At 64.0% G+C, this 4,748-nt stretch carries 4 protein-coding genes; 2 read left to right on the top strand and 2 right to left on the bottom strand.

What is annotated here, in order from left to right:
- The first annotated feature begins 438 nt into the window (after positions 1-438).
- Positions 439-1,449 (top strand): porin, encoded by a 1,011-nt coding sequence (locus B1C78_RS08095; RefSeq protein WP_077278653.1) that lies wholly within the window; start codon positions 439-441, stop codon positions 1,447-1,449.
- Positions 1,450-1,725: 276 nt separating this feature from the next.
- Here B1C78_RS08095 and B1C78_RS08100 read toward each other — a convergent pair whose 3' ends face one another.
- Together B1C78_RS08100 and B1C78_RS08105 are read right to left on the bottom strand one after the other, a co-directional pair.
- Positions 1,726-2,526: a metal ABC transporter permease gene (locus B1C78_RS08100; RefSeq protein ID WP_077278654.1), complete on the bottom strand. Its 801-nt coding sequence runs from the start codon at positions 2,524-2,526 to the stop codon at positions 1,726-1,728.
- Between the two features lie 60 nt (positions 2,527-2,586).
- Positions 2,587-3,351: an ATP-binding cassette domain-containing protein gene (locus tag B1C78_RS08105; RefSeq protein WP_077278692.1), complete on the bottom strand. Its 765-nt coding sequence runs from the start codon at positions 3,349-3,351 to the stop codon at positions 2,587-2,589.
- A gap of 201 nt (positions 3,352-3,552) precedes the next feature.
- Between B1C78_RS08105 and B1C78_RS08110 the strand changes: the two genes are divergently transcribed.
- Positions 3,553-4,650: a zinc ABC transporter substrate-binding protein ZnuA gene (locus tag B1C78_RS08110; RefSeq protein ID WP_077278655.1), complete on the top strand. Its 1,098-nt coding sequence runs from the start codon at positions 3,553-3,555 to the stop codon at positions 4,648-4,650.
- Positions 4,651-4,748 lie beyond the last annotated feature (98 nt).

The raw sequence follows: 4,748 nt of genomic DNA on the forward strand, positions 1-4,748 counted from the left end.
CTTCGCGTCTTTGCGAGAGGTATTCCGGCGACAGCGTACACGGCCCCAAATCCTGATTCTGCAGTGTCGCTCCACCAAGCATAAGAGCACACCGCATTCGGTTTTCCTTTGTGCGATTCGCAGCCCAGCACGCCCCCGTATCTTGCTCCGAAGCCCACGAACCGGATGAATCATGACATTCGCTTGACTTCGCCCGCGTTGATGTCCGTACTGCACGAACCGAAGCGCGGCGCCCCAACTGCCTGCATCACGGCGCCCCTGGGCATCACGGTGTCGATCATCAAACCGATGACTCATTGCGTCAGTGTCATAAACACTTAAACAAAACTTAACAGGAACGCGATTTAAAGGATCTCCCCCGGTTGCTAAAAATGCGGCGGTCATCGCATTGACGCCAGCACCCATTCCGCAACCGACACACATCTGGAGATCCACAACATGAAGAAGCAGCTACTTGCCGCGGCCGTGGCCACCGCCATGGTCTACCCTGCCGCGGCCGTTTCGGGCATCGACTTCTACGGCCGTGCCCACCTCTCGGCAGACTATCTCGACAACGGGGACGACTACAGCGAGCTGAACGTCTCCAGTAACTCGAGCCGCCTCGGCGTGCGCGGTCAGCGTGCGTTCGAGTACGGCCTCACCGGCATGTTCCAGATCGAGCAGCAGATCGACTTCGACGATAGCGGCACAGAGTTCGCCACCCGCGACACGTTCGTGGGATTGCAAGGGGACTTCGGCATGGTTCGCATCGGAAAGTTCGACACGCCCTTCAAGCGGGCGCGCGGCCCCGCGAACTTCTTCGGCGACCAGGTAGGTGACATGCGCAACCTCACCCGAACGTCGGACCACGGGCGTTTCGACGAACGCTTCCGCAACAGCCTGCATTATCGGTCCCCGTCCATGAACGGATTCGTGTTCGATCTGCAGTATTCTCCCGAACGCACCAACGCCACCACCACGGAAGGCGGCGACAACAGCGGTATCAGCACCTCGCTGGGCTATCGCACCGGCCCGCTGAATGCGGTGCTTGCCTACGAGCAACAGCGCGATGGCGACAACGATCCCGATGCCTGGCGTCTCGCCGCGAGCTACCAGCTCACCTCCGCCCTGCGGGTGGGGGCGCTGTATCAGCAGACCACCAGCGCCGCGGACGACGACGGAACGGTCTGGGGTCTGGGCGGCACGCTGCGCATCAATCCGAAGACCTTCCTCAACGCCCATGTTTTCACGCTGGATTCCGATCTGAACGACAAGGACGCCACGCTCTACGCAGTGGGGCTTGAGTACCGTCTGGACAGCGCGCTGCGGTTCTACGGCAATGTCGCCATGGTGAGCAACGACGACGCCTCGGCGCTCACGCCCTGGGGCCAGGCCCGTACGGCCACGCCGGACGGCGCAGCCGGGGAAACCGCCACGGGCGTGTCCCTCGGCATGCGTTACGACTTCTGACCTTCAGGCCGGGGCGGATTGCTGCCCCGGCACTTCCGGGACACGAGTCGACAAGGGGCGCGGGATTGCGCCCCTTTTTTTTATCCACCAAGTACACGATGTGATTGAAAAGCATTTCTCTCGCGAAGCCGCGAAGCCCGCAAAGAAAAGCGAAGAGGTCTTGATCTGTTTTAATTCAGACCTGATCTTTTCTTGGCGTGCTTCGCGGCTTTGCGAGAGACCAATTTTTTGATTTCTTCGTGCTCATCGTGAGCTTCGTGGTTAATAACGCCCAGGTCACCCCGCCCGGCGAAAGCGCCGCCCGGGCACAAGATAGATGATGGCGAACAGCGCCGCCGCGGCCACCACGATCGACGGCCCCGTGGGGGTGTCCCACGTCAGCGAACCCGCCACGCCGCCCAGCACCGCCAGTGAACCGAGCCCGCCGGCCAGCAGCGCCATCTGTTCCGGCGTGGCCGCGAGGCGCCGGGCAGTCGCCGCGGGGATGATCATCAGCGCCGTGATCAGCAGGATGCCCACGACCTTCATGGCCACGGCGATCACCACCGCAATGAGCACCATGAAGCCGAGACTCACCCACATCACCGGCACGCCCTCCACACGGGCCAGGTCCTCATGCACTGTCATGGCCAGAAGCGGGCGCCACAGGAGCAGCAGCAGGACCAGGGCCGCCAGTCCGCCGACGAAGATCCAGACCAGGTCGCCCCGCGTCACGGCGAGAATGTCGCCGAACAGGTAACCCATGAGATCGATGCGCACGCCTTCCAGAAAGGCCACTGACACGATACCGAGGGAAAGGCTGCTGTGCGCGAGGATGCCGAGCAGGGTGTCGCTGGCGAGACGACGCTGTCTCTGGAGAATCACCAGCAGCACGGCAAGCGCCGTGCACAGGGCAATCACCGTCAGGTTCAGACTGATCCCCAGGAGAAAACCGAGCGCCACGCCCAGCAGCGCGGAGTGGGCCAGGGTATCGCCGAAGTAGGCCATGCGGCGCCAGACCACGAACGCCCCCAGCGGTCCTGCCACCAGGGCCACCGCGATACCTCCGGCCAGCGCTCTGAGAATGAAGTCGTCCATGTCAGGGGCAGGCACAAGGGCAAAGGTGCAAGGGTAAAGTGAAAGACAAGCAGTGCATACTCATGGTTTATCCCCTTGTACCTTTTCCCTTTCACCTTGTCCCTGATCGCTCACGACACATCCGTGCAGGTCGTGGCGGTGGTCGTGATCATGGGCATAGACGGCGAGGCCCCTGGCCTCCGACGGGTGGCCGAACAGCCGCAGATACTCGGGATGGCGGCTCACGGCCTCGGGGCGGCCGGTGCAGCAGACGTGCTGGTTCAGACACACCACCGAGTCCGCCGCCTCCATGACGAGGTGCAGCTCGTGTGAGACCAGCAGCACGCCGCAGCCGTAGCGGTCGCGGATGTTCGCAATCAGCCGGAACACCTCCGCCTGGCCGCCCACGTCCACGCCTTGGGCGGGCTCGTCCAGGACCAGCAGGTCCGGCTCGCGCAGCAGCGCCCTGGCGAGCAGTACACGTTGCATTTCGCCGCCGGAAACGGACTGGACGGGCTGTCCCATCAGGTGCGCCACGCCCGTCTCCCGCAGTACAGCCTCCTGGCGCTGCCTGCTGGCGCGACCGCCCAGGGTGAGAAACCGGCCCACGGTGATGGGCAGCACCTCGTCCACCATCACCCGCTGCGGCATGTACCCGATCCGCAGACCTGCAGCCCGGTTCACCTGCCCCTCCGTGGCCCCGATCAGCCCCAGAAGCACCCGCACCAGGCAGGTCTTGCCCGCCCCGTTGGGCCCGATCAGCGTCACGATCTGGCCCTTGCCGACACCCAGATCCACGTCATGGAGGATGCGGCGGCCGCCCAGCACCAGGCCCACCTTGTGCATTGTCACCAGGGGTATGTCGTGATCGGGCGGCAAAGGGCATCCTCAATGTTTCGGGCAGGTGGGCGCGTCACACGTCTCATGGACCCGTCCGGGCCATGCCCGGTCCGGTCCTACTGCGAACTCGACCTCGAGGCATGGACAAACGCTCTAAACGTTATATTATTACATATCCAAAATGACTATCCATGGAGAGCGAACCCCATGCCATCCCCGCGCGCCACGAGACTATCACCGCCACTGGCCCTTGTCCTGTTCGCAGGACTCGTGCTCGCGCTGGCCTCACCGGCGCAGGCACAGGAATCCCTCCGGATCGCCGTCAGCGTCAAGCCGGTTCACGACCTGGTCATGGGTGTCACACGGGGTGTGGCCGAACCGGCGCTGCTGGTTCCGGGCGGCGCCTCGCCCCACGATCACGCCATGCGGCCCTCGGACATGCGGAACCTGCAGCAGGCGCAGGTGGTGATCTGGGTGGGGCCGGAACTGGAGAACTTCCTGGTGCGTCCGATCGCCGGCTTGTCGGGAGAAGCACGCCGCATCACCCTGCTGACGGATGCCGACCTCGTGAAGCACCCCATCCGGGAGGGAGGCATCTGGGACGAACACGATCATGGGCACGGGCATGGGCATGGGCACGGGCATGGGCACGGGCATGGGCACGACCATGGCCATGAACACAGCCGCGACGATCGCCATGATCATGACCATAGCCACGGGCACCAGCATGACCATGGGCACAGTCATGATCACGGACAGGGACACGGAAACGACCATGGGCACGATCACGGCGAGGTCGATGCCCACGTCTGGCTGTCTCCGGAGAACGCCCGCCGGATCGTGCGCCACGTCGCCGGGGTCCTGGCCGAAGTGGACCCGGACAATGCATCAACCTACCGGAGCAACGCGGACGAAGTCCTGGATCGGCTCAATCGGCTGGAGGAGGACATCGACCGCCGACTCGCGAACGTGCGCGACCGGCCCTTCATCGTGTTCCACGACGCCTACCAGTACTTCGAGCGCCACTTCGGCCTGACCCCGGCCGGTTCCATCACCGTGGACCCGTCAAGGGCACCGGGCGCCAGGCGGGTACAGGAGATCCGCCAACGCGTGGTGGAATCCGACGCCCTGTGCGTATTCAGCGAGCCCCAGTTCCGCCCGGCCATCGTGACCACGGTCACCGAAGGCACCCGCGCCCGCACCGGCGTGCTCGACCCCTTGGGTGCGGACCTGCCGTCAGGCCCGGAAGGCTACGAACTGCTCATGCGCAACCTGGCGGACAGTCTGGCGGAGTGTCTCTCTTGAAGGTGGAAGGGTGAAGGTTGAAGGTTGAATGTAACCCCTGACTCCCCTCCCCTCATGGGGGGCCAGGGTGGGGTGGTTTCATTCAGCATTCAGCATTC

Origin of the sequence: Thioalkalivibrio denitrificans (genome assembly GCF_002000365.1) — a bacterium.
GTDB lineage: Bacteria > Pseudomonadota > Gammaproteobacteria > Ectothiorhodospirales > Ectothiorhodospiraceae > Thioalkalivibrio_A > Thioalkalivibrio_A denitrificans.